Here is a 25545-nt window from a genome sequence, read left to right on the forward strand (position 1 = left end):
TCACCCTGGCCCAGACCGCCGTGCAAGCGGTGCGCGCGATGTGCTGGCTGGGCATCCTGGCCGCGCTGCTGGCGGTGCCGCTGGTGGCCTACGACCGCAGCTGGCTGCTGGACAGCGTGCACGACGCGCAGGCCGCGGCCGTGCACGGTTCGCATCTGTTCCTGCATTTCTGCGTGGGCCTTGCCGCCATCGTCGCACTACTGGTGCTGTGCCTGGTGTTCCTGCGCCACCTGGCGCGGCTGCTGCGTTCTGCGGCCAACGAACGCCCTTTCACCCATGCCAATGCCGTACGCCTGCAACGCATGGCCTGGCTGATGCTGGCGATGGAGGTGCTGTCCATCGTGATCGGTCTGTATGCCAGCTGGATGGGGCCGGACTTTGCGTGGATGGAAGTTGGCGGTGGCATGTCGATCACCGGCCTGGTGGCCGTGCTGATGCTGTTCGTGCTGGCGCGGGTGTTCACCGTTGGCGCAGCGATGCGCGACGATCTGGACGGTGTGATTTGATGAGCATGATCTGATGGCGATCGTCATCACCCTCGACCGCATGCTGCAGCAGCGCGGCATGACCTTGTCCGAGCTGGCCGGGCGCATCGACATCACCCTGGCCAACCTGTCGATCCTGAAGACCGGCAAGGCACGCGCAATCCGCTTTTCCACCCTCGATGCGATCTGCCGCGAACTGCAATGCAGCCCTGGCGACCTGCTCGGGCATGACCCTGCGCAGGCGCAGGATGCGGATTGAGCCTGGCTGCGCCGCACGCCTGCACCGCACCACTTTTCCCCTACTGACGAAACGGACCTGAAATGGAATGGTTGGCTGACCCCTCGATATGGATGGGCCTTGCAACCCTGGTCGTGCTGGAGATCGTTCTCGGCATCGACAACCTGGTGTTCATCGCGATCCTGGCCGACAAGCTGCCGCCGCACCAGCGCGACCGCGCGCGGGTGATCGGCCTGGCATTGGCGCTGCTGATGCGGCTGGTGCTGCTGGCTGCGTTGGCCTGGATCATGAAACTGACCGAACCACTGGTCACGCTGCTGGAGCACAGCTTCTCCGGCCGCGATCTGATCCTGCTCGGCGGCGGCCTGTTCCTGCTGTTCAAGGGCACCATGGAGCTGCACGAGCGGCTTGAAGGCCGCGAGCATCACGAGGACGGCAAGAAGGTCTATGCCAGCTTTGCGATGGTGGTGGCGCAGATCGTGGTGCTCGATGCGGTGTTCTCGCTGGATTCGGTGATCACCGCGGTCGGCATGGTCGACAACCTCGGCGTGATGTATGCGGCGGTGACCATCGCGATGGCGCTGATGCTGCTGGCCAGCAAGCCGCTGACCCGCTTCGTCAACAAGCACCCGACCGTGGTGGTGCTGTGCCTGGGCTTCCTGCTGATGATCGGTTTCAGCCTGGTGGCCGAGGGCCTGGGCTACAGGATTCCGAAGGGGTACCTGTACGCGGCCATCGCGTTCTCGATCCTGGTGGAAGCGTTCAACCAGTGGATACGTTTCAACCGCGAGCGCAACGAGCAGCGCCAGCCGTTCCGCCAGCGTACTGCCGATGCCGTGCTGCGGCTGCTGGGTGCGCGCCAGGCCAATGGCCACGATGAAGATGAAGCCGATGAGCGAGGCAGCACCGAAGAACGCCTGCAGCCCGCCGAGCACGAGATGATCCGCAGTGTGCTGGGCCTGGCCGACCGTCCGGTATCGAGCGTGATGACGGTGCGTGCCGACGTGCAGTGGATCGACATGGCGCGTGGTCACGACGATGTGGTCGCACGCCTGGTGGCGTCGCCGCATACACGGATGCTGGTGGGCGAGGGCGATCTGGACAGCCTGCGAGGCGTGGTGCAGAGCCGCGACCTGCTCGCCGACCTGCTGCAGGGCAAGCCACTGCAACTGGAAGGCAACCTGCGCGAGCCGCAGTACGTGCTGTCCAGCGCCAGTGCGTTGCAGGCGCTGGAGCTGATCCGCCAGCACCCGGTGCCGTTGGCGGTGGCGGTGGACGAGTACGGCAGCGTGGAAGGCCTGGTAACGGCCAACGATCTGCTGGCGGCGATCGCCGGTGATCTGGCCGATACCCAGGACGAGCGCTATGGCGTGGTTGCACAGGGCGAGGACTGCTGGGACGCCGACGGCGCGCTGACCCTGGACGACCTGCAGCGGCTGGCCGGCGTGTCGCTGCCGCGCAGCGCGGACTACATGACCATTTCCGGGCTGGTGCTGGAGCAACTGGGGCGCCTGCCCGACATCGGCGACACGCTGGAGGTGGCCGGTATCCGCATCACCGTGCTGGCGATGGAGAAGCGGCGCATCACGCGGCTGCGGGTGGAACGCCTGCCGGAAGCGTGACGATGTCGGGGCTGGGCCCATGCCCGGCACTATCCATTGCCATCTTCTGCCGTCACCATGGCGGGCCTGTTCGCCGTTCTGGATTGTCGTAGTGCTGAGTACGATTGGTTTTCTGATGGGCCTGTATGTGGCCTGGCGCCTGTTCTGGCCGCTGCGCCTGCCTGTCTGGTCGAAGGTGGTGCTGTCGGTGCTGCTGGTGGGCATTGCCGTGCAGCTGCGCATCGTCGCCAGCTTCTGGGGCACGATGGCCTCCCCGGAAATTCCGAAGATGGTCATTGCCACGCTGGCCACCGGTTCCACCGGCGTGCTGCTGCTGGCTCTGGCGTTGCTGGTGCTGGACGCCGGCCTGTTGGCCGCGCGCCTGCTGCGCGCACCGCGCGTCCTTTCCGTACTGCGCAGCAAGGCGCTGCGCCCTTCTGCCGCGGTGCTGGCGCTGCTGCTCAGTGCCTTCGGTGTCAGCCAGGGCATGGCCGTACCCAAGCCACGGCAGATCGAGGTGGCCATCAGCGGACTGCCGCAGGCCTTCGATGGCTACCGTGTGCTGCAGCTCACCGACATCCACGCCAGCCGCCTGCTGACCGGCGACTGGGTGCGCCAGGTCGTGGCTGCAAGCAACGCACTGCGACCGGATCTGGTGGTGATCACCGGCGACCTGATCGACGGCAGCGTGCAGGCGCGCCGCAACGATTACACGCCACTCGCGGACCTGCGTGCGCCGGACGGGGTGATCGCCATTACCGGCAATCACGAGTACTACGCGCAGTACAGCGAATGGATGCAGGCCTTCCGTGCACTGCACATGCAGGTGCTGGAAAACAGCCACACCCAGGTGCGCCGTGGCGGGGCAGCACTGACCATCGCCGGCGTCACCGACCCGGTCGCCGCACGCTATGGCCTGCCGCTGCCCGACCTGGAGGCCGCCCTGACCGGTGCCGACCCCAACGCACCGGTGATCCTGCTCGACCATCGGCCACGCAATGCACGCGAGGCCGCTGCACGCGGGGTGAAGCTGCAGCTGTCCGGGCACACCCATGGCGGACAGATCATCGGCATGGACCAGCTGGTGAAGCGCGCCAACGGCGGCTTCGTCTCCGGTCGCTACGCGGTGGATGGCATGACGCTGTACGTGAGCAACGGTGCCGGCCTGTGGGCCGGGTTCCCGGCCCGCATCGGCGTACCGTCGGAGATTACGATGATCACCCTGCGCCGGGCGCCGTGATGCGGTGGGGTGTGGGATGGGGGATCGTGCAACGGCTCAGAGGATGAAGCCTCCATCGATGGTCAGGCTGCTGCCTGTCATGTAGCCCGCTTCCGGCCCCGCTACCCAACTGGCCAATGACGCGATCTCGGCAGGCTGGGCAATGCGGCCCAGGGGTACCCGCGCAGCAAGCTTTTCATCCAGCCCGGCGGTGATGTCGGTCGCAGTCGGGCCGGGTTGCAGGTTGTTGATGGTGATGCCGCTGGGGGCCAGCTCCAGCGCCAGCTCGCGCACCAGAGCGGCCACCGCCGCCTTGCTCATCGCATACAGGCTGCTGCCGGGCGAACCACTGCGCACGGCAGTGTTGCTGCCGATGGTGATGATGCGGCCACCGCCGGACAGATGCGGCAGGGCCGCCTGGATGGCCAGCACCACGCCACGTATGTTCACCGCCAGCAGCTGGTCCAACGTAGGCAGATCCACGCTGTCGATCGGTGTATGCCGGTACAGGCCGGCATTGACCACCAGCACATCCAACCCACCGAAGGCCTGCGCAGCGGCGGCCACGGCCCGGCGCAACGCATCGGCATCGCTGCTGTCAGCCTGGAAGGCGAGCGCGCGGCCACCGTGCGCGCGGATGGCATCAAGCGATGCCTGCGCCCCATCGGGGCGCGAGACGTGGGTGATGGCGACGTCATGGCCATCAACGGCCAAGCGTTGCACAATGGCCGCACCGATGCCGCGTGAGCCGCCGATGACCAGTGCACGGCGGCGAGAGGAAGAGACTGTCATGTTCAAACTCCGGTTGGGGATGATCAGGCCGCTGGCAGGGAAGGACGGGCGTGGGCGCTGCGGCGCAGCGACTGAGCACGTTTGCCGATCCAGCGGACCACGAAGGCGGTGAACAGCAGTGCCGAAGGCACCGCATACCAGAAGTTCGTGGGTACACGTTTGAAGTACGAATAGGTGAACACCGCCGCGATGACCCACATGCCGGTGACGTGCAGTCGCCGCCAGGCGGTTGGACCCATGCGCCGGGCGATGCTCCGGTGCGAGGTGATGGCCAGCGCCAGGATGGCCACGTAACCCATCGTTCCGGGAAGATTGGCAAGGGCGGAGCGCGCTGGCCAGAACGCCGGATTGAGGATGCCGAACGCGGTGATGGCGAAGGCATGCAGCAGATGCGAGAACCCAAACGACAGGCCGATGATGCGGCGTTCGCGCATCAGGAAGCGGGTGGTCGGCCCGGGCAGCAGGGTGGCAAATGACGATGCCGTAAACGCGGCCAGGAACAGCAGGAACGACGTGCGGGCAGTGACCCGGATCGCTGCGCGGCTGCCCTCGGCCAGATCCGGTTGCAGAGCGAAGGCTGCCAGCGCAAAGGCGATCAGGACTGCGGCGATGGCCATGAACAGGCGCCAGCCATGCAGCAAGGAAGTGTTGGAAACAGCCATGGTCAGACCTCGAATCAGATAGGGGTAGTGCCGGCCGCTGGCCGGCAATCTCAGAACCCGGTCAGCGCGACCAGCACGCCGGCCGCGCACAGTTCGCCCAGCAAGGGCGCGGCCACCACGCGCAGTGCATCGGTGGCCACGCCATGCGCCTCAGCCAGCGCCTGCCGGGCGTCGTCCACGCGCGCACCCTCGTTGCCAAATGACGACAACAGCGCATATGCAAGCGGTGCCAGTTCCTCGACCTGAAGGCGGTCGTCCGCCAGGCGACGCAGCAGCAGAAGTGTCGGCTCGCTGGCGGGCGCATCGTCCAGTCCGGCGTCCTCATGCACCGGCCACTGGTAGCCCAGTACCCGCACCAGCGGCGACAGCGCCAGCACGTCGCTGCCCGCAGGCATGGAGTGCAACGAATGCCCGGCATCACGCGCTTCGATGTGCAGTGCCTGCTGCGTGCTCTCGTAGTGCGCCAGTTCCGCCGCCCAGCCGGGCAGCGCGAACGTGTCCTGCGCCGCCAGCCAGGCAGCGAACTCGCTGGCGATCTGCGGGAACAGCGGGGTGTGGCAGTCGTGGTACGCGTAGTAGTGCTCGACCAGGCCACGCCAGCGCGCTTCGCCCAGTTGTTGATGCAGGCGCGGCAGGCTGCCGGCCAGCAGGTTGTCCAGGCTGGCGATGCACAGGCGGCGGTAGATCGCCAGCCGCCATGCCGCGATGCCATCGGGTGCGGGCATCGAGGGATCGCGCACATGGTCGGCCCAGCGCCGCTGCAACGTGGCCAGGGACTCAGCCATGGGGCACCTCCGGCAACTCGGCGTCGGCCTGGGCCATGCGGATCTGTTGCACTTCAGCCAGCAGTTCGGCCAGCGGCGGGAAATTGAAGTCGCGCTCCAGCAGAGTGGGGCGCACGCCTACGTGCGCATAGGCCTGGCGTAGCAGGGCCCAGACCACACCCTTCACCGGCGCGCCGTGGGTGTCGATCTTGAAGCCGTCGTCCTCGTCGAAGTGGCCAGCCACATGCAGGGAGGCCACGCGGTGGGCCGGCACGCGGCGCAGGAAATCGAAGGCGTCGTAGCCATTGTTGCAGGCGTTGACGAAGACATTGTTGACGTCCAGCAGCAGGTCGCAGTCGGCTTCGGCAAGCACGGCAGTGATGAACTCGATCTCGCTCATGTCGGCAGCGGGCACTGCGTAGTAGGAGATGTTCTCCACCGCGATACGACGCCCCAGGCTGTCCTGCACCTGGGCGATGCGACCGGCAACGTGGCGTACGGCCTCGGCGGTGAACGGCAGCGGCAGCAGGTCATAGAGGTGGCCCCCGGCGGCGCAGTAACTCAGGTGTTCGCTGTACAGCTGTACCTGGTGCAGGTCGAGAAAAGCACGGGTCTGTTGCAGCAGCGTGCGGTCCAGTGGGTCCGGGCCACCCAGCGACAGCGAAAGACCGTGGCAGGTCAGGCGGTGGCGCTCGCTCAGCTGGCGCAGCGCGGCACCGTGTGCACCGCCGACGCCGATCCAGTTGTCCGGCGAGCATTCGAGGAAGTCGATGGCATCGGCCGGCATCGCCAGCAGTTCATCGATCAGGCCTCGGCGCAGGCCGAGGCCCGCACTGGCGGTAGGCAAAGGCAGGGGCATGGTGGGTACTCCGGGATGAGGTGCCGCCACGAGGGCGGCACCGGGTGCGGGCAATCAGTCGGCAACGCGCGAGAACAGGCCCTTCGGCATCGGCTTGCCATTGGCGGTGTAGACGCTGCGCAGGTAGTCGTGCGCTTCCTGCTCGCTGATGTAACCGTCGTGGTCGGTGTCGATGCGGTCGAATTCGGCGGCACGTTTGGCGGCCACGGCATTGAACTCGGCACGCGACACCTTTCCGTCGTGGTCACGGTCGGTCCGGGCAAACGAGGCGTCGCCGCACTTGCCTTCGCCGCACTGGCCCTCGGCTACCTTGGCCTTGCCGGCGGGCTTGCTGGCGGTGGCCTTGTTGGCGCCGCACTTGCCTTCACCGCACTTGCCTTCGGCGGCGGCGCTCATGGCCACGGCACTGATCGCCAGCGGCTGGATCGCGGCAGCCTGGCCGGCCAGCAGCAGGCCGCCGGCCAGGGCAATGCCGATGGCGCCGATGCGCGGCAGACGGGAAGCAGAGGTGTTATTGGTCGAGACAGACATGGTGATGACTCCTTGGGATGTGCACGCATGGCGTGCGGGATGGACGCCGCTGGAAGGCGACGGAACGCGATGCGAGGAAGGGTGGGAAAGGGCGGAAGCGGATCAGGCGCTGCGGCGACGGCGCAGCACATGGGCCAGCAACAACGCGGCGCCGAGCAGGGCACCGCCGAAGCCGACGCCGGGCAGTAGTGCGGCGACCGGCAGCAGCAGCGCGATCAGGCTGCTGCCCCAGCCGAGGCCGTCATCGTCTGCGGCGGCGTGTTGGGGGCCGGCAAGCAGACGGTCCAGGCTGAGTGATCCAGCACCGTTGAGGATCAGCGGAAGCAGCATGGCCAGGAAAAGCAGCGGAAGCTTGAAGTTGCCGTAGCCCTGGTCGGTGATCGCATAGCCCCGCCAGAGTTCATCCAGGCCGTTCCACTGGTCGGGCCAGTGCACGGCGGCGATGGCCACGATGGTGAGCACCCAGAAGATGTACGCCACCGAGCGCGTGGCCAGGCCCAGCAGCAGCATCACCGCGCCCACCAGTTCCAGCCAGGTGGCCAGTTGCCAGTTGAGCGAGGCGGACAGGGTGGAGAAGGGGAACGGGAACCGGCCTTCCAGATCGGCGAACCAGTTCTGGCCGCCCAGCTTCTCGCGGCCGGATTCAAAGAATTCCCAGGCGAGCAGGGCGCGCAGGGCCAGCGGCGAAAGCCAGCGGCCGACGGCATCCAGGCGTGGGGTGTAGAGGGAGGAGGCGGTGCTGATCATGGGTGTGTCCTGCGGGCCGGTGGTCGATGGAGGCCATTTCGGGCCACGCAGGTATCGGCAACGTGTGCCGATGCCCGGGGTTTTGTCAGCGACTGTGGCTGCGGCAGGGGTTTCGTACAGTTGGATACAAAGACGCCGCATCGGGGGCGCATCGGCGCGTTGCGCGCCCGCGTGCGGGGAACGATATCCACCCGATGGCGCCGGGGCATGCCCAGCGGCCGAATGTATCCCACTGTAGGAACCCGCCGCCGCCCTACAGTCCGGTACAACTCGGCATCACAGCGAAACAGCAGCGATACACCGGCACGCGGAAATGGCCACTCCCAACACCGGAGTGCCACCCATGATCCGCACCACCCTGCTTGCCGCTGCCCTGGCCCTGGCCGGCGCCGCCACCCCCGCCTTCGCCGTGCAGGCCGATGCCGGCGCGCCGCCCACCATCATCCTGGTGCATGGCGCCTTCGCCGATGGCTCCAGCTGGAACAAGGTCATCGGCACCCTGCATGCCTGGAAGCTGCCGGCGGTGGCGGTACAGAATCCGCTCACCTCGCTGGCCGATGACGTTGCCGCTACCCGTCGCGCGATCGCTGCCGCGCCCGGCAAGGTGGTGCTGGTCGGCCACAGCTGGGGCGGCACGGTCATCACCGAAGCGGGCGACGATCCCAAGGTGCAGGCGCTGGTCTACGTGGCCGCGTTCGCACCGGATGTCGGCCAGTCCTCCGCGCAGCAGGGCGAAGGCTTCCCGGTCGGCCCCGGGCTGACCCGCCTGCAGGAGAAAGACGGTTACCTGACCCTGCCGGCCGATGCCATCGCCCAGGATTTCGCACCCGACGTGATGAAGAAGGCCGCCGCCCTGCTGTACAGCACGCAGGTGCCGTTGAAGGCCAGTGCGCTGGGTGAGGCCGTGACCACGGCGGCATGGCGCAGCAAGCCGAGCTGGTACGTGGTCAGCCGCGATGACCGCATGCTCTCGCCGCAGCTGCAGGTCGCCACCGCGCAGCGCATTGGCGCGCAGCTGCAGTCGATCGGCAGCAGCCATGTCTCGCTGCTCTCGCACCCCGCGCAGGTGGCCGACAGCATCCTGGAAGCTGCCGGTGTGAAGCCGGCCGAGCTGCCGCTGGCCGAGCAGGGGGGCTGAGCAATGGCCACGCTTCGTGCGTATACCGTGCCGCTGCTGCTGTCCCTGCTCGGCGCCGTTGCGCTGCTGCTTGCGTGGCCAAGCCCCGAAGCCGGTGCACAGACTGCCGAGGCCGCACCCGCTGCGGGATTCAGCGGCGGTGGGCCATGGCACAACAGCCCGCCGCTGACCCTGCAGCAGCTGCGCGGGCAGGTGGTGCTGGTCGAATTCTGGACCTACACCTGCAGCAACTGCCTCAACGTGGCGCCGTACGTTCACCAGTGGCATCGCCGATACGCGGAACAGGGCCTGCACGTGATCGGCGTGCACACCCCCGAATTCGCGTATGAAGGGCTGCCGGGGAACCTGCGCCGTGCGATCCACCGGCTGGATATCACCTGGCCGGTGGTGCAGGACAACCAGTACCGGATCTGGAACGCGTGGGGTAACCGTTTCTGGCCCGCGCTGTACCTGATCGACCGGCAGGGGCGGGTGGTCTACCGGCACTACGGTGAAGGCGACTATGCGCGTACCGAAAGCGAGATCCAGCGCCTGCTGGCCAGCCCCTGAGCCGCGCTACCATGGCCGCGTTGCGCGGCTTCGCCCCTGCCTCGATCGAGAATACGATGAACCACGTACCGCACATCCTTGTCGTCGACGATGACAGCGACATCCGCCAGATGCTGGCCGACTACCTGCAGCGCAACGGCCTGCGCGTCAGCCAGGCCGATGGTGGCCGCGCGATGCGCGCGCTGATGGACACCCATGCAGTGGACCTGGTGGTGCTGGATGTGATGATGCCCGGCGAGGATGGCTTGAGCCTGTGCCGCAACCTGCGGGCCGGCAAGCACCGCGCCGTGCCGGTGGTGCTGCTGACCGCCCGCGATGATGAGACCGACCGCATCATCGGCCTGGAAATGGGCGCCGATGATTACGTGACCAAACCGTTCTCCTCGCGCGAACTGCTGGCACGCATCAACGCGGTGATCCGCCGCACGCAGATGCTGCCGCCGAACCTGCAGGTGAGCGAAGCCGGCCGCCAGCTGGCCTTCGGCGAATGGCGCCTGGATACCACCGCCCGCCACCTGCTGGACGCGCAGGACACCGCCTATCCGCTCAGCGGCGCCGAGTTCCGGCTGCTGCGCGTGTTCCTTGACCACGCCAACCGTGTGCTCAGCCGCGACCAGCTGCTCAGCCTCACCCAGGGCCGCGATGCGGAGCTGTTCGACCGCTCGATCGACCTGCTGGTCAGCCGCGTGCGCCAGCGCCTGGGCGACGATGCGCGTGAGCCGACCTACATCAAGACCGTGCGCAGCGAAGGCTATGTGTTCAGCGTGCCGGTGCAGTTGCTGGGGCCGGAGGAATGAACGCCGCGGCGCGCCGCCTGCCGTGGCCGCGCACGCTGTCGGCGCGGCTGCTGCTGTTGCTGCTGGGTGGGCTGACTCTGGCCCATGCGCTGTCGTTCGGCCTGCTGTTCTACGAGCGCTACCAGTCCACCCGCAGCATGATGCTGCGCAACCTCGACGAGGACGTGGCCGTAAGCGTGGCCTTGCTGGAGCGCTTGCCCGCCAGCGAGCGCGAAGCGTGGGTGCCGCGTCTGGAACGGCGAACCTACCGCTATCTGTTGCGCCCGGCCGCGGCCGGCCCTGCGCCGGAGACTGATCGTGCGCGACAGGTCACCAGCATCATCGATGACAGTCTGCGGCGTCGATATCCGCTGCAGGCGCGGCAGGTCTCGCGTATGCCCGAGCGCTTCGAAGTGGAGCTGCGCCTGCACGACGGCACGCCGCTGACCATCGAGGTCACACCGTCCGGCCTGCCACTGGCACGCTGGTTACCGCTGGTGCTGATGGCGCAGCTGGCGCTGCTGCTGCTGTGCGCATGGTTGGCGGTACGGCTGGCGATGCGGCCGTTGGCACAGCTGTCGCACGCGATGGAGCACCTGCAGCCCGGCCAGGACGGGCCGGCGCTGCCTGAAGACGGTCCAGCGGAGGTAGGCACCGCAGCAACGGCACTCAACGCACTGCAGGCCCGCATCCGTGGTCATGTCAGTGAACGCCTGCAGATCCTGGCGGCAATCTCGCACGATCTGCAGACGCCGATCACGCGGATGAAGCTGCGGGTGGAAACGCTGCCTGAAGACGCCACCCAGCAACGGCTGCTGGCCGACCTGGACCATCTGGGACAGCTGGTACGCGAAGGCGTGGCGTACGCGCGCAGCAGCCATGTGGCCAGTGGTGAGCCGGTGGCAATGGATCTGGCGGCATTCCTGTCCAGCGTGGTCGGCGATTACCAGGACGTGGGCAAGCCAGTCAGTGGTGGCGCCCCGAGCGGCCTGATCGTGCAGACGTGGCCGCAACCACTGCGGCGGGTGGTCGGCAATCTGGTCGACAACGCTTTGCGCTATGCCGGGAGCGCGGAGATTGATGCCGGTCGCGACGAGGCGGGCAGGGTGTGGATTCGGATTTCCGATCGTGGCCCCGGTATTCCCGAAGAGCAGCTGCAGGCGGTATTGGCGCCCTTCCATCGGCTGGAAAGCTCACGCAACCGGGATACCGGCGGTACCGGGCTCGGTCTGGCCATCGCCGTGCAGTTGGCGCAATCGCTCGGTGGTTCTCTACGGCTGCACAATCGCGAGGGCGGCGGTTTGCAGGCGCTGTTGCAGTTGCCGGCCTGAAGTCTGGCGGGGCAGGCCATCCACGCATGGCGTGGATCTACTGCATCGTCACCGCCTTCATGACACGCTGCGGCCATGAAGGAAAGCACGCAATGACCGCAGGACGGCAGCGCTCGATGTGGGTGGCCGGCCTGTCCACGGTGGTGGAGTGGTACGACTTCACCCTGTACCTGTACTTCGCCACGGTGCTGTCGCGGGTGTTCTTCGGCGGTGGCGAAGAGGCGATGCTGGTCACCCTGGCCGGGTTCGCGGTGTCCTACGTGATGCGTCCGCTCGGTGCGCTGTGCTTCGGCCACCTGGGTGACCGGCTCGGCCGGCGCTGGATGCTGCTGGCTTCGATGGCGTTGATGGCCGCGGCCATGCTGGCCACCGCGTTGCTGCCGACCGCGGCAACTGCCGGTGCGACTGCTGGCGTGCTGTTGCTGATCCTGCGCTGCGTGATGGCCTTCTCCGTGGGCGGCGAATACACCGGCGTGGTCGCCTATCTTCTGGAAAGCGCGCCGGCGCGACGACGTGGCCTGGTCACCTCGCTGGCCTCGGCGGCCAGCGAAGTGGGCGCGTTGCTGGCTGTGGCGATCTCCGCGCTCACCGTGGCCCTGCTGCCTGCGCCGCAGCTGGACAGCTGGGGCTGGCGGATCCCGTTCTTCTTCGGCGCGGCGCTGGCACTGGTGATCCTGATCGCGCGTTCGGGCATGCACGAATCGCCGGAGTTCGAACGGCAGCGGCGCGAAGGCAGCATTCCGGCTACGCCGCTGCGGCACGTGCTGCGCAACCATCCTGGTGCGGTGGCGCGCACGTTCGCGATTTCCGCACTGGGTTCGATCACCTACTACGTGGGCATCACCTATGTGCCAGCATTCCTGCACGCACAGGGGCACGACGAAGGTGATGCGCTGTGGCTGTCGACGATTGCGGCGGTGGCGGTGATCGCGATCACCCCGCTGTGCGGGGCGCTGTCCGATCGCTTCGGGCGGCGTCCGCTGCTGCTGGGGCTGACGGTGCTGGCGGCGCTGCTGCCGCTGTCGATGTTCGGCTGGATGGCCTCTGCTGCGCCGTTGGGCATCGTGCTGGCAGCGGTGAGCCTGGCCTGTGTGGCCGGCGGTATCAGTGCGGTGGCGGCACCGGCCACGGCCGAGCAGTTCCCCGGCGAGGGCCGGGTCAGTGGTCTGGCGCTGGGGGTGACCATGGCCACCGCAGTGTTCGGCGGGGCGACGCCGTGGTTGGCGCAATGGTGGGTGGAACGCAGCGGCTGGGCGGCGGCACCGGGGGCGATGATCGCGCTGGTGGCGGTGCTGGTGCTGCCGGTGCTGTGGACGCTGCCGGAGACCGTGCCGAAGACCCGCCCCGTGTCCCGGGGCGGGCAGTGAGCGCTTAGACCTTCAGGGTCTGCTCGATGTCGGCCAGCACCGCGGCCGCATCCACGCCGATGGCGATGGACTGCAGGACATGGCCGTCCCACACGCTGGGGCCGAAGCCCATGCCTTCCGGCTTGGGAATGGTCATGCCACGGGCGACGCCGTCGGTGGCCACGCGCACGCTGGCGCGCTCGAACTGGAACAGCTCCGGGCGGGTCAGGGCGATGCAGGCGCAGCAGTCGTGCACGACCATGCCCTTGTGGCCGGCCTGCAGATAGAAGTCGACGTAGTCCTGCGACAGGGCGCGCACCAGTTCGGCATCGGCGCCGCCGATCGCGGCCAGCTTGTCCAGGCCGTCGCGATTCATCTCGACGCGGGTGGTCACGTCCAGGCCGATCGCGGTGACCGGCCAGTGGGCGGTGAACACGATGTCGGCCGCTTCCGCGTCGCCCCAGATGTTGGCCTCGGCCGCCGGGGTGATGTTGCCGTTGACGTGGAACGCACCGCCCATCAGTACCACGCCACGCACCAGGCCGGCGATGTCCGGGGCCTGCTGCAGGGCCAGCGCCAGGTTGGTCATGCGGCCGACCGCCACCAGGGTCACTTCGCCCGGATGGGCGCGCACCAGGTCGATGATCAGCTGGTGCGCGGGACGGCTGTCGGCGGTTGCGTCCAGCGCTTCCGGCACCGGGTGGTTGCCCAGGCCGTTGTGGCCATGGATGTGCACCGGCCAGGCTTCCGGGGTGGCTTCGGGCTGCAGCGGGCCGTCGGCGCCGCGCGCGACCGGCGCGGACAGGCCCCAGGCTTGCTTCAGGTACAGCGCGTTGTGGGTGGTCGACTCCACCGAGGCATTGCCGAAGGTGGTGGTGACGCCAATCAGGTCGATCTGCGGGTGCTTGTGCAGGTACAGCAGAGCCAGCGCGTCGTCGACGCCCGGGTCGGTATCGAAAATGACTTTCAGCATGTTGTTGTTCTTCTTCTTCCGTCTGGTGCAGGGGGGCCGGCGGCCCCGAGGGCAGGCCGGCGCGCCCTACATTGTCCCATCTTCATGACAGGCAGGGCGAACCGGCGGCGGTGGTATCGTCTGCGGGCCCGAACCCGTCGCAAGGAGCTGCGCCATGCTGGCTGTGACCCTCGTCCTGATTGCCCTGGTGCTGGGGCTGAACCTGGTGGCCAGCTTCGTGGTGCTGGGGCGCGACGACCTTCCCGTCAGCAGCCGCGCCGGGCAGCTGCTGGTGGTGTGGCTGCTGCCGCTGGTCGGCGCGATCCTGTGCATGGCGATGGCTACCGCCGATGGTTCGCCCGCGCGCGCCGATGGCAGCGGCGGTGGACCGGCCGATTTCTCCGGGGGCTATTCCGGAGACAGCAACAGCCACCACAGCTACAGCAGTTCCGACTGCAGCAGTGGCGACAGCGGTGGGGGCGGAGACGGCGGCAGCTGCGGCGGCGGCGGCGATTGAGGCGAGGTCACGCCCCGGTAGTGCCGGCCGCTGGCCGGCAACCCCATGAACTCAGCTTCCGCCTTCGGTCGGCAACGGCGCAGGCACGTTCAACAATCCGCCGCTGGCCACATACGCAGCCAAGGCCTGGCCCTGGCTGAGCAGGTGGCGTTCCATCGTGCGTTCGGCGGCTGCAGCATCGCGCTGGCGGAAGCAGTCCATCAGTTCGCGGTGTTCGGCCAGCGACTGCGCGGTGCGGCCCGGCGCCAGCAGCTGGCGGCCGCGATGCATCTTCAGGATGCGGTGCAGGTCGTGGGTGATGCGGATCAGCCACGGGTTGCCGGCGTAATGCTGCACCGTCTCGTGGATGAGGTAGTTGTTGCGGTAGTACTCGGCGATGTTGCCCTCGGCGGCGGCCGCTTCCATCGCCGCGTGCAGGTCCTCCAGCTGCTGCACGCCGGCGTCGTCGATGTGCTTGACCGCTTCATGCGCACATCGGCCTTCCAGCATCGCCATCACCGGGAACAGCTGGTTGAGGTCTTCCAGGGTCAGCCGGGTTACCCGTGCGCCGCGGCCGGCATCGATCTGCACCAGGCCTTCGGCGGCGAGCAGCTTCAGCGCTTCGCGCAGGGGCGTACGGCTGATGGCCAGTTCCTCGCACAGCGCCGGTTCGTCGATCCACTCGCCCGGCGGCAGGCGGTAGTCGTAGATCCGCTCGCGCACGTGTTCGGCCACCTCCTCATACAGAGGGGCGCGCTTCTTCGGAGGACGCGGAGCGGGAGCGATGGCCATGCGGAAAGTGTAACGCCAGGTAGTGCCGGCCGCTGGCCGGCAACCCGTGATCGTTCGACGGATCCACGAGGTTGCCGGCCAGCGACCGGCACTACCGCAGGCATTTACATCCAGCCCGGCACCACGAACACCAGCCACGCCAGCAGCGGGCCGAATGCCACCACCAGGCCGCTGTAGACCAGGAAGCGGCGGAACAGCGTTTCGCGTTCTTCCTTCGCGGCCGAGGCCACCACCAGTGCGCCGTTGGTCGAGAACGGACTGACATCGACGATGGTGGAGGACACCGCCAGCGCGCAGATCACGCCTGCGGCACTGAGATGGCCCTGCATCAGGAATGGCACCGCCAGCGGAATGGTGGCACCCAGCACCGCCGCCGACGAGGCGAATGCGGAGACGATGCCGCCCACGTAGCAGACCAGCAGCGCGCCCAGCAGCGGAATGCCGATGCTGGAGACGCCGTGGCCGATGAAGTCCACGGCACCGGCATGTTCCAGCACGCCGATGTAGGTGACCACGCCACAGATCAGCAGCACGGTGGACCAGCTGATGCCATCGACCGCACCCTTCTGGCTCTGCGGCGACAGCAGGGCCAGCACCACCGCAACCGTAATCGAGACCAGGCCGACGTTGAGGTTGTAGATCAGCGCGGCCACACCCAGGCCGAGCAGGCCGATCAGGGTGAACAAGCGCTCGCGGGTCAGGCCCACCGCATCCAGTGCCACCGGATCGTTGGACAGGGTGCCACCACCGGCTGCGACCAGCGCACCGTGGCCTTCGATGGCGAACTGCCGCGACGAAGCCTGCGGGCCACCGGCCATCGCCAGCTCCGCGTTGCCCACCGTGCCCGCCGCAGTGATCGAACCGCGACGCAGCAGCGCGATGCCGCCGAAGGCGAAGAAGCAGATCGTGGCCATCATGAAGTTGAAGCCGAGGCTGGTCAGGAACACCGCCATTTCGGTGACTTCCAGCCCGGCCTTCTGCACCACGCCATTGGTGATGCTGCCGTACACGCTGATCGGCGAGAAGCCACCGGCCTGCGCGCCATGGATCACCAGCAGGCCCATCATCAACGGATTGATGTTGTACTGCTTGGCAAAGCGCAGCGCGACCGGGCCGATGATCGCAACCGCGGCCGGGCCAAGCGCGCCGAAGGCGGTCAGCACGGCGGTGATCACGAACATCACCCACGGGATGGCCACGATATGGCCGCGTACCGCTTTCACCGCCCAGTGCACCAGCAGGTCGATGGTGCCGTTCTTCTGCGCGATCGCGAACAGGTAGGTGATGCCGACCAGGGTCAGGAACAGGTCGCCCGGGAAGCCGGCGAGAACCTCCTTGCCCCCCATGTCGACCCAGAGCCCGCCGACGATGAAGGCCAGTGCGAAGGCAACGGCGCCCATGTTGATCGGCATCGCGGTGGCGACGATGAACATGATCACCAGACCGATGATCGTTGCAATTTGTGGAGTCATGCGCCCTCCCAGACACCTGATTCGCGTGTTGCACGGATGGAAGCCCGCCATCCCGGGGTATGGCCTGTTACGTACTGCGCGTTACGTACTGCTCAAACCTGTTACTGCAGCCGCTGCAGCGCGCTGCGGACCCACGCCGCCGCGCCGTCCAGGCTCTGGAATTCCTCGATCGCGCGTACCTCGCAGCACGGATAGGCCGGCGCGATCATGCGTGCCAGTGCGTTGCCCGGGCCCAGCTGCAGGAACACGCGCGCGCCGCGCTCGAAGGCCTGGCGCATCACCTGTGCCCATTCGATGGTCTGTGCCAGCTGCGCGGACAGCGTGTGCACCACCGCTGCGGTGTCGCGCACCGGCCGTGCGTCGATGCCGGCCAGCAGCGGCAGGCGCGGCGCGTGCAACGTGGTGGCCTGCAGTGCGGCGGCAAACGGTGCGACCGCCGCCGACAGCAGTGGCGTATGCGCCGGCACATGTACCGGCAGCACGCGCACCTCGGCACCCTGTGCGTGCGCGGCAGCGGCCAGCGCACGCAGTGCCGGCAGCGTGCCGCCAACGATGAAATGATCTGTGCCGTTGGCGATCGCCACGTGCGTGCCGTGGATTTCGCACAATGTCTGCACATTCTGTCGGTCCAGCCCCAGCACCGCCTGCATTCCGGCATCGACCGGGCTGACGGCGTCCATGAATCGTGCGCGCTGGGCCGACAGGGACAGGCAGGTGGTCACGTCGAAACTATCGGCGATGGCATGTGCCGCCAGTTCGCCGATGCTGTACCCGGCCACCACGATCGGGTCCGGCACGGCGCCGCGCAGGGCATGCCAGTGCGCGATGCTGGCGGCGCACAGCAGCGGCTGCGCTTGTACGTTGTCGAAGCGGTCGTCGTCGGCCGCGGCCGCGAACACATCGCGCCCCAGCGCGTCGCTCGCCGCATCCAGTACCGCGCGTGCAGCGGCCATGCCGCGCACATGGTCGAACATCGCCGGATGCTGCGCACCCTGTCCGGGGCAGAGCAGGGCCAGGCTCATGCGCCCTCCTGCTGCAGCAGGAACCAGGCGCAGGCCAGCAGATCGGCACTGCCACCCGGGCTGAGCCGACGCCTCACGAACGCATCGCCGATGGACTGCAGGCGCACGCGCCAGTCCGGCGCGAAGGCGCCACCGGCGGAAAGGAATGTGGCCGCTTGTTGTTGCGCCCAGCGCAGGCCCTCGGTACCGCCGCGATGCAGCAGGTTCAGATCGTCCACCTGTGCCACCAGCTGCATCAGCGTCTGGCACAACGCGGCGTCGCGCGGCAGGCCGCTGTCCATCGCATGGCGCAGGGTAGGCAGGGCCAGCTCGCGCAGCACCGGGTAGCCGGCGGCAGCCTGTTCGCGTACGCCGCAGACTCCATGACGCGCACGTGCGCGCTGTCCCGGGCTGTGCGGGTCCAGCGGCGCAGTGATGAGCGCGTCTTTCCACTGCTGAACCGTCAGGCACACCTGCGCGCCCGACACGGCATGGCCATGCATGCGCCTGCGCTCAGCAGCAGCGGCCACCAGCAGGCCAAGGCTGAAGATCGCACCGCGATGGGTGTTGATGCCGCCGGTGGCGGCCAGCATGGCCGCTTCAGCGGCAATACCGTGATCGCGCAGCACTGTGAAGGGGGCGCCCGCGGCACCGGCCCTGGCCACCGCCGTGAAGTAGTGGCGCAGGGCGAAAAGACTGCGCAGGAAAGTTCCGGCATCCATGTCGTCATGGCTGCCGCTGTCGAACGGGGTGACCAGGCCCGGCTTCGGGGCGCACGCCAGTTCGGCGTGCAGGCTGGCAATGGCCAGCCGTCCCAGGCGTGCGCTGTCGACCACCGCGTCGCGGGCCGGCGACGGCTTCGGGGCGGCGATCATGCGATCGCCTCGCGCGTGGCGAACAGTGCATCACGCGCTTCCAAAGCGGCTCCATCAAGGCGTTTCACCAGCACCTGGCGACTGCGGCCGGCAAGTTCGCGCCAGTTCACCGCGCCACCATCGGGCAGGCACAGCTCGCCATCAAGGCGATGCGGATGGCGGGTCTCCCATGCCAGCAACTGCGCGATCAGCGCCTCGGCCTGCGCGGCATCGGTCACCTGCCACAGCAGGTCGATGTCCGAACGCTCATGTATATAGGGCAGGGCGGTCAGCCATTGCCAGGCGAAGGCGCCGAACACACGGGCCGGCGCCAGTGCCTGCAGGTCGTGGAGTGATTCCTGCCACGGCTGTGGAACACCTGCGTCGCCTGCTGCCAGCAGCTCGCTCAACGCCGGCGGAGCGCGCATGTGCGCGACGTCGCACAGCGGTACGCGCAACGACAGGCGCTGCTTGCCTTCGGCCGGTGGCAACGGAACGCCCAATCGCAGGCGCATATCGGCATCATCCGCGGCACGACGCGCCGCCACTGCAGGGAAGCCCTGCGCGAACCAGGCGGCAAGACGCGGCTCGTGCGCGGGCAGGTCGGCCCGCCAATCGGCATCGGCCGACAGCCAGACCAGCGTGTGCCGGGCCGGCCGCTCAGGCATTGCCCTGGCTCACAGCAGTGGCTACCTGCGCAGCCAGCGTACGGCCACCCCGTTCGGCGCCCAGTGCAGCGCGATGGTCACCGTCGACGGCTGCACGCAGTGCGTCCAGCAGGTGATGCGCCAGATCGCCATCCCACAGCGATTGCACTGCGCCCATCGCCACGTAGTTCTCCACGCCCGGTGCGAACACCGGCGAGGTCAGGCTGAGCGCCTGCAGTTTTTCCAACGGTTTCTTGGTCACCCGTGCCATCGCGCGCAGATCCATCACCCGCACCTGCGCATCGGGCAGGGCATGGATGAGGTCGGCCATCAGCCCGAACGACAGGAAGCCGCCGCTGACCGATTCGCCGTAGACCAGCGTGACCAGGCGCGCGCCACGGCGGCGGGCCAGGTCCAGGGTCTGTGCGAGGTGGGCGAAGTAGCCGTTGATGCCCAGCAGTTCATCGCGGCGCGCCAGCCGCTGGCCGGCGGTATCGACCAGCATCACGATGGGACGCTGCGGATGAGCAGCGGTGCTGGCCAGCACGGTGTCGGCCAGCACCAGCGCGTGGTCCACACCGACTTCGATCCTGTCGGTGGTGCCGATCACCGTCACCTCACCGTCGTCGGTGGTCGCTGTGCCGGTCAGTACCGAATCGTTCACCGCGATCGTATGGCCACGCGGGAACAGTGCGTCCAGCAGCGAATTCAATGGCAGGCTCATGGCAGGCTCCGGTGCGCAGTGGCGGCAAGGAAGGCATCGGTTTCCAGCAGCGCCAGACGTTCCGGGTCGGCAATGCCCTGGCGTGCCCAGATCTGCAGGCCATCGTTGCAGTCGCCCCACGCCTGTACGCGCGCCTTCAACGCGGCGTGGCGTGCCTGCAACGCGGCCAGTGCCGCGTCGGGGTCGGCGCTGGCGGTGTCGGGCTGCAGCGCATCCGAGGCGGCCTCGGCGAACGCGCTGATCGCATCGGGCACCAGCACCTGCGCCTGGTCGATCAGGTAGCGGTGCTTGCCACCGGTCACCCGCCACACCAATGCGCGGTCGCGCGAATCGAATTCCTCCACGCCGCGCACGGTCTCGATCACTTCGGGGCCGGACAGCGACAGCCGTCCTTCTTCGGACATGATCACCGTGCTGCAGCAGCGGGCGACGATGCCCATGCCACCGAAGGCGCCGTTGCCGCTGCCGATCAGCGCCACCACCGGTATCCCGGCGGCCCGCGCGGCGAGCGTGGCGCGCATGATTTCGGAAATGGCGATCAATCCCGCATTGGCTTCATGCAGGCGCACACCGCCGGTATCGAGCAGCAGCAGCACGCCATCGGGATGGGTGTCCGCCGCGCGGCGCAGCAGGCCGGTCAACTTGGCGCCATGCACCTCACCCACGCCGCCGCCCATGAATTCACCCTGCTGCGCGGCCACCAGCACGTGCTTGCCGTGCAGGCGTCCCTCACCGACGACGATGCCATCGTCGAAGGCGGCCGGCTGGTCCAGTTGCGCCAGATGCGGGCTGATGGCGCGCTGGGCTGGGCCGAGAAATTCGCGGAACGATCCTGCATCAAGCAGCCCGGCGATGCGCGCGCGGGCATCGGCTTCGTAATAGCTGATGCGCTGTGCGAGCGTCATGGCTGGCCTCCGGCAAGCAGGGTCTCGACGGCCTGGTCCAGGCGCAGGCTGACCACCGCCGGTGTAGCGCCGGCATCATTGATCGACACGCGTACATCGCGCAGGGGATGACGCTGGGCGAAGTCGGCGATCACCGCCTGCCATACCGTGCCGAAGCCACGTGCAGCGGTGATGATGCGCACGGTCATCGCACCGTCCAGGTCGGCCGGTTCCAGCAGGATTTCCAGGTTGCCCGAGGCCAGTACGCCCACCAGCACCGCATCGGTGGGGAAGCGCACGGGCGTCGTGCCGGCGAATCGATAGTCGAGGGTTTCCATGGCGTGGCCCTTACCAGTTGCGGAAGCGCTTGGGCGGGTCGTACAGACCGCCGGACCAGCGCACCAGGTCTTTCACCGAACGCGCGGCAAGAAGATCGCGGCTGGCATCGCGCACGTTGATGCCGAGATCGTCCGGGCGGCGGATCACTCCGCGGTCGCGCAGATTTTCCACCATGGCGCGGTCCCGTCCCCTGCCCACGGCGGTATAGCCGGCCACGCCGCGGATCGCCTGCTCGCGCTCTTCCGGGCTGCGGCACAGCAGCAGGTTGGCGATGCCTTCCTCGGTCAGCACATGGCTGACGTCGTCGCCGTAGATCATCACCGGCGGCAGCGGCATGCTCGCGCGTTCGGCCAGTTCCCAGGCATCGAGGCGGTCGACGAAGGCCGGCGCCATGTGCTCGCGGAAGGTTTCCACCATCTGCACCACCAGTTTGCGCCCGCGTGGCATCTCGCCGGGCCGCGCGGCCTGCTGGCCCGCCTTGATCCAGGCGTCGCTGGCGTGGCGGCGGCCGCGTGCATCCGAACCCATGTTGGGCGCACCACCAAAGCCGGCGATGCGGTCGCGCGTTGCGGTGGAGCTGTTGCCCTGCAGGTCGATCTGCAGGGTGGAGCCGATGAACATGTCGCAGGCATACAGCCCTGCGGTCTGCGAAAACGCGCGGTTGGAGCGCATCGAACCATCGGCGCCGGTGAAGAACACATCCCCGCGCGCGGCGATGTACTTCTCCATGCCCAGTTCCGAACCAAACGAGTGCACGGATTTGACGAAACCCGATTCGATGGCTGGAATCAGTGCCGGGTGCGGGTTGAGCGCCCAGTGCTGGCAGATCTTTCCCTTCAGCCCCAGCGACTCGGCGTAGGTCGGCAGCAGCAGTTCGATTGCTGCGGTATCGAAACCGATGCCATGGTTGAGCCGGTTCACCCCGTACTCGGCGTAGATGCCCTTGATCGCCATCATCGCCATCAGCACCTGGATCTCGGAGATCTGTGCCGGATCGCGGGTGAACAGCGGTTCGATATGGTTCGGGCGCGGCGCCTGCACCACGAAGTTGACCCAGTCGGCAGGAATATCGACGCGGGGGACGGTGTCGACGATCTCGTTGACCTGGGCGATGACGATGCCGCCACCGAATGCGGTGGCCTCCACGATCACCGGCGTGTCTTCGGTGTTGGGGCCGGTGTAGAGATTGCCGTGGCGGTCGGCGGCCTGCGCCGCGACCAGTGCCACACGCGGTGTGAGGTCGATGAAGTAGCGGCCGAACAGTTCCAGGTAGGTGTGGATGGCACCGATCTGGATGCGTCCTTCGGCCACCAGGTTGGCCAGCCGCACCGACTGCGGCCCGGAGAAGGAGAAGTCCAGCCTGGAGGCGATGCCGCGTTCGAACACATCCAGGTGCGAGGGCAGCGACAGCACCGACTGCACCATGTGCAGGTCATGCACCCGTCCCGGGTCGAGGTCGGCCAGCGTCTGGGCGAGGAAGTCGGCCTGCTTCTGGTTGTTGCCTTCCAGGCAGACCTTGTCGCCCGGCTCCAGCAGCGCGTGCAGCAGCTCGGCGACATCGCCAGCCGCCACCTCGTGGCCCCTGGCCCATGGCGCGGCGCGTTCCAGCCGCGCCTGGCGGCCCCGCTCCAGCGTGTCCCAACTCGGGTTCATCGACGGACTTCCGAATGGCGTTGGAATAATTACGCCATAATTACGGAGGGGTGTGCAACCCGCAGTGCAGCAAAGAAAAGGCCCGCGCGAAGGCGGGCCCATTCAGGTGGGCCACGACCGTGGGTCGTGGCGGAGCGTCAGAAGCGTGCCGACCAACGGTCGGCACCCACCCCCCCAACAGTGGGCACCCCCCAATGGTCGGAACCCACCGTTCCCGGGTTGCTCAGAACTTCCAGCGCAGGCTGGCCGCCACGAAGCGCGGTTCGCCATAGTTGTTGTAGTCGAGGTTGGCCCAGTAGGTCTTGTCCAGCGCGTTGCGCACGCTCAGCGTCGCCGTCCAGTTGTCGCTGATGCGGTAGTTGGCGTTGAACTGCACCAGCGCATACGCCGGCTGGTTCACCGTCACCGTGCCGCCGAGCGGGTAGGGGATGTTGTAGCCCTGCACCTTGCTCTGCCACTGCACGCCACCGCCGATGCTCAGGCGTTCCAGCGCGCCGCGCAGCTGCAGCTGGGTGTTGAGCTGCAGCAGGTCTTCGGCCGGATTGGCGTACAGCAGATCGGTGGCCGCGCGGGTCACCTTGACGTGGGTATAGCCGGCATTGACCGTCCAGCCCGGCAGGATCTCGCCGTTGACGTCCACTTCCCAGCCGCGCGCCTTGGTGCCGTTGACGCCGATGTAGGCCGAGCTGCCGTCGCTGAGTGAGCCTTCCGGCACGCTCATGTCACGCACCGCGTAGTTGTCCTGCTTGGCTTCGAACACCGCCGCGTTGGCGGTCAGGCGACCGTCGAACCACTGCGTCTTCAGGCCCGCTTCCAGGTTGGAGCCCTGCACCGGCGCCAGCAGGTTCTCGTTGCGGTCCTTGTAGTTCTGCGGGTTGAAGATCTCGGTGTAGCTGGCATAGGCCGCCACGTTCGGGGTGATGTCGTACACCAGGCCCACGTACGGGGTCACCTCATCGCTCACCTTGTACGCGCCGCTGGTGGCGGTGTAGGCGCCGGCCGCGTTGTAGGCGCGGGTCTGGGTCTGCCAGCGGCTCAGGCGTGCGCCGGCGATCAGCGCCAGCGGATCGGCCAGGCGCAGGCGGGTGGCCAGGTAGAAGCCGCTCTGCGTGGTCTTGGCCACGCGGCGTGCGCCGGTGAGGGTGTAGGTCACTTCGGAGATGTCGCCATCCCAGGTGTGCACGTTGGGAATGTAGTAGCAGCGCTCGCTGCCGCAACGAGCCCAGTCGCGCGGATAGTTCAGCGCCAGCGTGTTGGTGGTGCCTTCCAGGTCGGCCCACTGCGCGCCCACGGTCACGTCGTGCTGCTGGCCCCACAGGTTGAAGGTGCCGGTCAGGTAGGCGTCGACGTTGCGGCGGGTGTCTTCCGAATCGCCGGCGGCGGTGCGCAGGTAGATGCCCGCGCCGGTCACCGGATCGGGATTGCCGGTGCCGTACAGGCGCATGTTCTGCACGTTGCCACGCGTGTAGGCGGTGTTGATCTTCAGCAGCCAGTTGTCACCGAAGCGCTGCTCCAGGTTGGCGAACACCGTGCTGGTCTCGCGCTGCCAGTAGCTCCACTTCGGTGCCAGGTTGGTCGAGCGCGGCAGATGGGCGAAGTTGCCCTGGCTGTCGAAGAACGGCACGGTGCCCCAGGTCGAGCCCACCGGGTTGTTGTCCTGGGTCTGGTAGCCGACGGTGACCGTGGTGCTGTCGGTCACATCGCCTTCCAGCACGGCCATGCCGGCCATCTTGTTCTCTTTGTAGCGGTCGTAATAGAAATCACGATCGGTGTAGGCGGCGACCACGCGGCTGCGGAAGCGGCCGTCGGCGGTCAGTGGTGCGGTCACGTCCGCTTCCATGCGGCGGTAGTCCCAGCTGCCGGCACTGACCGAGAACGAAGCGTCGAACTCCTTGCCCGGGCGCTTGCGCAGCAGGTTCACCGTGGCCGACGGCACACCCGCGCCGCTGAGCAGGCCGTTGGCGCCGCGGATCACTTCCACCCGGTCATAGAAGGCGGTGTCGTATTCCTGGTTGGTCGAGCCGCTGTAGGTCGGAATGCCATCCACCTGGAAATCGGTGATGGCAAAACCACGCGCGTAGTACAGCGGGCGCTGGGTGTCATAGAAGGACACGCTGACGCCGGTGACATTGCGCATCACGTCGTTGAGGCTGAACAACGATTCGTCCTGCAGGCGCTGCAGGCCGATCACCGTCGACGACTGCGGTGTTTCCTGCAGGGTGATCGGCAGGCGGGTGGTGCTCGATGGTGGCGCGGACTGCTCGGCGCGCACGCTCACCCGGTCCAGGGTCTTGGCGTCGGAGGCGTAGGCAGCGACCTCGGCCAATGCCGACGGCGCAGCCAGGGTGAGGCAGGACAGCAGGGCGGCGGGCAGCAGCGCACGGCGGGGCAGGCGGCTGGGGAAAATCTGGGTCATGGCGGGCTCGGAGCGTAGAGGCGGGGAAGGGGCGGCAACAGTCGTCCAGCACCCGGGGCGGCGGCTTCGGGCACGTCAGGTCCATCTGGGAGGGGCGCGGTCACTGCGCAGGACGCAAATGTAAATAATTCTTAACAACATTACAATTCGCGTCATTGCGCAGGGGCTTTCAGGCGCGCAGCAAGCGTCAGGGCGGGGTCGGATCCCATTGCCGCAGGCACTGGGCTCTGACCCTGCGAGGGGTCTCCCGGAACGGGTCAGAGCCCTCCCGTGCGGG

Annotated in this window: 27 protein-coding genes; 10 read left to right on the forward strand and 17 right to left on the reverse strand. The window is 67.6% G+C overall.

Annotated features, from left to right (window positions below; all coding sequences use genetic code 11):
• The first annotated feature begins 38 nt into the window (after window positions 1-38).
• From BW38_RS12675 to BW38_RS12660, 4 genes are all read left to right on the forward strand, one after another.
• Window positions 39-506: a DUF2975 domain-containing protein gene (locus BW38_RS12675; RefSeq protein WP_025873920.1), complete on the forward strand. Its 468-nt coding sequence runs from the start codon at window positions 39-41 to the stop codon at window positions 504-506.
• Window positions 507-519: 13 nt separating this feature from the next.
• Window positions 520-744 (forward strand): helix-turn-helix transcriptional regulator, encoded by a 225-nt coding sequence (locus tag BW38_RS12670; RefSeq protein WP_025873919.1) that lies wholly within the window; start codon window positions 520-522, stop codon window positions 742-744.
• Window positions 745-806: 62 nt separating this feature from the next.
• The gene (locus BW38_RS12665) at window positions 807-2345 is read left to right on the forward strand and encodes a TerC family protein (protein ID WP_032975909.1); all 1539 of its coding nucleotides are present in this window, start codon (window positions 807-809) and stop codon (window positions 2343-2345) included.
• Window positions 2346-2427: 82 nt separating this feature from the next.
• Window positions 2428-3564 (forward strand): metallophosphoesterase, encoded by a 1137-nt coding sequence (locus BW38_RS12660; protein WP_032976060.1) that lies wholly within the window; start codon window positions 2428-2430, stop codon window positions 3562-3564.
• Window positions 3565-3600: 36 nt separating this feature from the next.
• On the opposite strand, the gene BW38_RS12655 is transcribed toward BW38_RS12660, so the two are convergent.
• From BW38_RS12655 to BW38_RS12630, 6 genes are all read right to left on the reverse strand, one after another.
• Window positions 3601-4335, reverse strand: coding sequence for an SDR family oxidoreductase (locus tag BW38_RS12655; RefSeq protein ID WP_032975910.1), 735 nt, complete (start codon window positions 4333-4335; stop codon window positions 3601-3603).
• Window positions 4336-4358: 23 nt separating this feature from the next.
• Window positions 4359-4997 carry a ferric reductase-like transmembrane domain-containing protein gene (locus BW38_RS12650; protein WP_032975911.1) on the reverse strand — a complete coding sequence of 213 codons (639 nt, stop codon included), beginning with the start codon at window positions 4995-4997 and terminating at the stop codon, window positions 4359-4361.
• Window positions 4998-5047: 50 nt separating this feature from the next.
• Window positions 5048-5782 carry a putative DNA-binding domain-containing protein gene (locus BW38_RS12645; protein ID WP_032975912.1) on the reverse strand — a complete coding sequence of 245 codons (735 nt, stop codon included), beginning with the start codon at window positions 5780-5782 and terminating at the stop codon, window positions 5048-5050.
• A complete protein-coding gene (locus BW38_RS12640; protein WP_032975913.1) occupies window positions 5775-6620 on the reverse strand; it encodes a DUF692 domain-containing protein in 846 nt (281 codons plus the stop codon). The genes BW38_RS12645 and BW38_RS12640 overlap by 8 nt, the downstream gene beginning before the upstream one ends.
• A gap of 54 nt (window positions 6621-6674) precedes the next feature.
• A complete protein-coding gene (locus BW38_RS12635; RefSeq protein WP_032975915.1) occupies window positions 6675-7151 on the reverse strand; it encodes an EF-hand domain-containing protein in 477 nt (158 codons plus the stop codon).
• A 102-nt stretch (window positions 7152-7253) separates the two neighbouring features.
• Window positions 7254-7898 (reverse strand): DoxX family protein, encoded by a 645-nt coding sequence (locus BW38_RS12630; RefSeq protein ID WP_032975917.1) that lies wholly within the window; start codon window positions 7896-7898, stop codon window positions 7254-7256.
• Window positions 7899-8241: 343 nt separating this feature from the next.
• Between BW38_RS12630 and BW38_RS12625 the strand changes: the two genes are divergently transcribed.
• The 5 genes from BW38_RS12625 to BW38_RS12605 all read left to right on the forward strand — a co-directional run bounded on the left by BW38_RS12625 (window position 8242) and on the right by BW38_RS12605 (window position 13059).
• Window positions 8242-9036, forward strand: coding sequence for an alpha/beta hydrolase (locus BW38_RS12625; RefSeq protein WP_032975918.1), 795 nt, complete (start codon window positions 8242-8244; stop codon window positions 9034-9036).
• Window positions 9037-9039: 3 nt separating this feature from the next.
• The gene (locus tag BW38_RS12620) at window positions 9040-9585 is read left to right on the forward strand and encodes a redoxin family protein (RefSeq protein WP_032975919.1); all 546 of its coding nucleotides are present in this window, start codon (window positions 9040-9042) and stop codon (window positions 9583-9585) included.
• Window positions 9586-9641: 56 nt separating this feature from the next.
• Window positions 9642-10382, forward strand: a complete 741-nt coding sequence (locus BW38_RS12615) for a response regulator (protein ID WP_025873908.1) — start codon at window positions 9642-9644, stop codon at window positions 10380-10382.
• Window positions 10379-11692, forward strand: coding sequence for a HAMP domain-containing sensor histidine kinase (locus BW38_RS12610; RefSeq protein WP_032975921.1), 1314 nt, complete (start codon window positions 10379-10381; stop codon window positions 11690-11692). Before BW38_RS12615 ends, BW38_RS12610 begins: the two co-directional genes overlap by 4 nt.
• Before the next feature lie 92 nt (window positions 11693-11784).
• Window positions 11785-13059 (forward strand): MFS transporter, encoded by a 1275-nt coding sequence (locus BW38_RS12605; RefSeq protein ID WP_032976061.1) that lies wholly within the window; start codon window positions 11785-11787, stop codon window positions 13057-13059.
• A gap of 4 nt (window positions 13060-13063) precedes the next feature.
• Here BW38_RS12605 and BW38_RS12600 read toward each other — a convergent pair whose 3' ends face one another.
• Window positions 13064-14011 (reverse strand): nucleoside hydrolase, encoded by a 948-nt coding sequence (locus BW38_RS12600; protein WP_032975923.1) that lies wholly within the window; start codon window positions 14009-14011, stop codon window positions 13064-13066.
• Window positions 14012-14165: 154 nt separating this feature from the next.
• On the opposite strand from BW38_RS12600, the gene BW38_RS12595 reads away from it, so the two are divergent.
• Entirely contained in the window at window positions 14166-14507 is a 342-nt protein-coding gene (locus BW38_RS12595) for a hypothetical protein (protein WP_032975924.1), read from the forward strand.
• 51 nt (window positions 14508-14558) lie between these two features.
• Here the strand turns inward: BW38_RS12595 and BW38_RS12590 are convergent, their stop codons facing one another.
• The 10 genes from BW38_RS12590 to BW38_RS12545 all read right to left on the reverse strand — a co-directional run bounded on the left by BW38_RS12590 (window position 14559) and on the right by BW38_RS12545 (window position 25268).
• On the reverse strand, window positions 14559-15278 hold the full coding sequence (locus BW38_RS12590; protein ID WP_032975925.1) for a GntR family transcriptional regulator: 720 nt from the start codon (window positions 15276-15278) through the stop codon (window positions 14559-14561).
• A 104-nt stretch (window positions 15279-15382) separates the two neighbouring features.
• Window positions 15383-16750 (reverse strand): SLC13 family permease, encoded by a 1368-nt coding sequence (locus BW38_RS12585; protein ID WP_032975926.1) that lies wholly within the window; start codon window positions 16748-16750, stop codon window positions 15383-15385.
• A 101-nt stretch (window positions 16751-16851) separates the two neighbouring features.
• Complete coding sequence (gene mdcH / locus BW38_RS12580; RefSeq protein WP_032975927.1) at window positions 16852-17772, reverse strand: malonate decarboxylase subunit epsilon; 921 nt, start codon at window positions 17770-17772, stop codon at window positions 16852-16854.
• Window positions 17769-18626: a triphosphoribosyl-dephospho-CoA synthase MdcB gene (gene mdcB, locus BW38_RS12575; RefSeq protein ID WP_032975929.1), complete on the reverse strand. Its 858-nt coding sequence runs from the start codon at window positions 18624-18626 to the stop codon at window positions 17769-17771. Before mdcB ends, mdcH begins: the two co-directional genes overlap by 4 nt.
• Window positions 18623-19273: a malonate decarboxylase holo-[acyl-carrier-protein] synthase gene (mdcG, locus tag BW38_RS12570; protein ID WP_032975930.1), complete on the reverse strand. Its 651-nt coding sequence runs from the start codon at window positions 19271-19273 to the stop codon at window positions 18623-18625. Before mdcG ends, mdcB begins: the two co-directional genes overlap by 4 nt.
• Window positions 19266-19970: a biotin-independent malonate decarboxylase subunit gamma gene (gene mdcE / locus BW38_RS12565; RefSeq protein ID WP_032976063.1), complete on the reverse strand. Its 705-nt coding sequence runs from the start codon at window positions 19968-19970 to the stop codon at window positions 19266-19268. The genes mdcG and mdcE overlap by 8 nt, the downstream gene beginning before the upstream one ends.
• 2 nt (window positions 19971-19972) lie before the next feature.
• A complete protein-coding gene (locus tag BW38_RS12560; RefSeq protein ID WP_032975931.1) occupies window positions 19973-20881 on the reverse strand; it encodes a biotin-independent malonate decarboxylase subunit beta in 909 nt (302 codons plus the stop codon).
• Window positions 20878-21198 carry a malonate decarboxylase acyl carrier protein gene (mdcC, locus tag BW38_RS12555; RefSeq protein WP_032975933.1) on the reverse strand — a complete coding sequence of 107 codons (321 nt, stop codon included), beginning with the start codon at window positions 21196-21198 and terminating at the stop codon, window positions 20878-20880. Before mdcC ends, BW38_RS12560 begins: the two co-directional genes overlap by 4 nt.
• Before the next feature lie 10 nt (window positions 21199-21208).
• Complete coding sequence (mdcA, locus tag BW38_RS12550) at window positions 21209-22852, reverse strand: malonate decarboxylase subunit alpha (protein ID WP_032975934.1); 1644 nt, start codon at window positions 22850-22852, stop codon at window positions 21209-21211.
• Between the two features lie 223 nt (window positions 22853-23075).
• Window positions 23076-25268, reverse strand: a complete 2193-nt coding sequence (locus tag BW38_RS12545; protein ID WP_032975936.1) for a TonB-dependent siderophore receptor — start codon at window positions 25266-25268, stop codon at window positions 23076-23078.
• Window positions 25269-25545 lie beyond the last annotated feature (277 nt).

The sequence above is a fragment of the Stenotrophomonas sp. RIT309 genome, assembly GCF_000632045.1.
In the GTDB taxonomy this organism is placed as follows: Bacteria; Pseudomonadota; Gammaproteobacteria; order Xanthomonadales; family Xanthomonadaceae; genus Stenotrophomonas; species Stenotrophomonas indicatrix.